Here is a 2533-nt window from a genome sequence, read left to right on the forward strand (position 1 = left end):
GTAAGCGTCCGCTGAATCCCATACCTATTTTTTAATTCGATTTAGGTTTCCAGCAGTGCGGCAGCAATTCTTCAATTTGGGTCACTTTGTGTGTCGGTAACCTTTTCAGCACATCACTTAAATAGGCATACGGATCCAAGCCATTCAGCTTTGCTGACTGGATTAACGTCATGATGTTTGCCGCTCGCTGACCACTGCGCAGCGAACCTGCAAACAGCCAGTTCTTGCGCCCCAACGCCCAGGGACGCATCTGATTCTCGACCCAATTGTTGCATATCGGTAGATTGCCATCATCCAGATAGCGGCTTAAAGCTGGCCAACGCTTCAGAGTGTAATTGATGGCCTTGGCGGTGGGAGAACTCGATGGCACTGTCAGATGATGTTGGTTGAGCCATTCATATAGTTGTTGCATCACTGGTTGACTATGCTGTTGTCGGTATTCGCGGCGGTCTTCCGCTGTACCATCGGTCTTTTTCCTGAGTTCTGCTTCTATCGCATACAGTTTCTGAATCAGCACTAAGGCCTGTTCAGCAACCTGACTTTTCCCAGTTACATGCAGTTCATGGAATTTACGACGTGCATGGGCCATGCACCCCACCTCAATCACCTGGCCTGATTTAAAACGTGCTTTATAACCACTGTAATCATCACAGACTAGATAGCCCTGCCAGCCTTTCAAGAACTCTTCAGCATGCTGGCCTGAACGACTATCCTGAAAGTCATAGATCACCGCCTGAACCGGATTGTACTGTGTGGTGGCATAGGCCCAGACATAACCTTTCTTCGGTTTTTTATTATTCTCACCCATCCGCATGATGGTGACCGGTGTTTCATCTGCATGCAGCACCCGCTGTTGCAGCACCACCTCTTTTAAGGCATTGGCCAGAGGTTCCAGTTCTACACCGCAGCGACCTATCCAGTCAGATAAAGTTGATCTAGAAAGTTCGATTCCCGCCCGCTGATAGATCAGACGTTGACGGTACAGCGGCAAATGATCGGCATACTTCGATACCAGCACATGGCTGAGCAATTCAGGTGAAGCAATGCCTTTATCAATCACATAGGCGGGCATCGCTTGCTGAGTCAGAGTGTCACACTGATCACAGACCCATTTACCACGCACATGCTGTTCCTTATAGAACTGTGCCGGTCTGAAATGCAGTTTTTCACTGACATCTTCGCCGATACGACGGAGTTGGCAGCCACAAGCACATTGGGTTGATGCAGGTTCATGCTCAATACGGATGGTGTGTAGATGATCTGGCAGTGGTCGACGTTTAGGTTTATTGGTTTTGGCTTTCTGTGTCGCTGCATTGGTTTTATCTGCATTTAGCCGTTCCAGTTCTAGATCAACTGCGGCAATATCTTCTTCAACCGCTTCATCCCACAGATGGATTTGTTTTGCCGTTAAGTGTTCATTCTTTTGGGCGAATTTGTGCTTTTTAAACAGCGCCAGTTCATGCTCGTATTTTTGATTGAGAATAGAAAGATGTTGAACTTTAGAATCTAATTGCTGATTGGTGACTTCAAGATGTTGAACTCTGGCATCTAATTGCTGGTTTGATTGTGCTAGAGACTGATGCTGCATCGCCAACTGTCTGGTGAATTCCAGCAGTTGTTCATGGGTCAGTTGGCTTAAGTCAGGCAGCGTATTCATGACCGCAGTATGCCTGAGGTCATGACGCAGAGGAAATAGAACGTTTGGAGAATAGCAGAATGGACCAGCCTAGTTTAGAGCATTGTGACCACTTGCTGTCGTCCAATGCGCTGCCAGGGCAAACCCTGGATTAATGCCTGTAACTGTTCCGGGCTGAGGGCCACGGTTTCACCTTGGTGAACTTGAGCCCAGTGAAATTTACCCTGTTCCAAACGCCGGGCACACAGCCAGATGCCCAGTCCATCATGTACCAACACTTTCATACGATGACCACGTTTATTACAGAACAGGTAGGCGCAATGCGGTTTGATGTAGCCAAAGGCTCTCACCACCTGAGCCATGACAGTATCCATTCCTGCTCGCATATCCATGGGCTGGGTAGAGAGCCAAATTTCATTGATACGGATCATGTTGCCAGTGCCTTGAGTAATTCTGCCAAGGCAGGTATTTCTGATGTCTGCCATTTTAGCTGAATATCATTATTCGTATGAGGCACGGTGATACACAACGTGATCCTCTCATCAATAGGTTGGCTGATTGCAGCAGTGTAAGGCAAAGCAATAAATGCTGGATTCACATGAGTAGGATCCTGCACGGCACCATCATGATGGCTGAAGATCCTGATCCAACGACTGACAAGGTTGGCATTAATACTATGTTGCAGTGCGACCGAAGCGATCGAGGTATTAGGATTTTTGCAGGCATTGACAATACTGAGTTTGAATTCTTTGCTGTATTTTCGGCGTTTTTTAGCAACAGGAGGTGTTGCTGAATATATATCCATGTTCATGGATTAAGTCCCCACTTGTTTTTAGGTGGGAACTAAATTAAGGCTTATAGGATCGCTTGGTAAGGCTGTGTTAGCCGGATGCTTAC

The 2533-nt window shown here is 47.1% G+C and carries 3 protein-coding genes; all 3 read right to left on the reverse strand.

Annotated elements, in window-relative coordinates; translation table 11 throughout:
• Window positions 1-31: 31 nt before the first annotated feature.
• Window positions 32-1657, reverse strand: coding sequence for an IS66 family transposase (tnpC, locus tag CL42_RS15795; RefSeq protein ID WP_035270815.1), 1626 nt, complete (start codon window positions 1655-1657; stop codon window positions 32-34).
• A 74-nt stretch (window positions 1658-1731) separates the two neighbouring features.
• Window positions 1732-2067 carry an IS66 family insertion sequence element accessory protein TnpB gene (gene tnpB / locus CL42_RS15800; RefSeq protein ID WP_035270816.1) on the reverse strand — a complete coding sequence of 112 codons (336 nt, stop codon included), beginning with the start codon at window positions 2065-2067 and terminating at the stop codon, window positions 1732-1734.
• Window positions 2064-2447: a transposase gene (locus CL42_RS15805; RefSeq protein WP_019383553.1), complete on the reverse strand. Its 384-nt coding sequence runs from the start codon at window positions 2445-2447 to the stop codon at window positions 2064-2066. The genes tnpB and CL42_RS15805 overlap by 4 nt, the downstream gene beginning before the upstream one ends.
• Window positions 2448-2533: the final 86 nt, after the last annotated feature.

This window comes from Acinetobacter sp. Ver3 (assembly GCF_000632455.1).
Taxonomy (GTDB): Bacteria; Pseudomonadota; Gammaproteobacteria; order Pseudomonadales; family Moraxellaceae; genus Acinetobacter.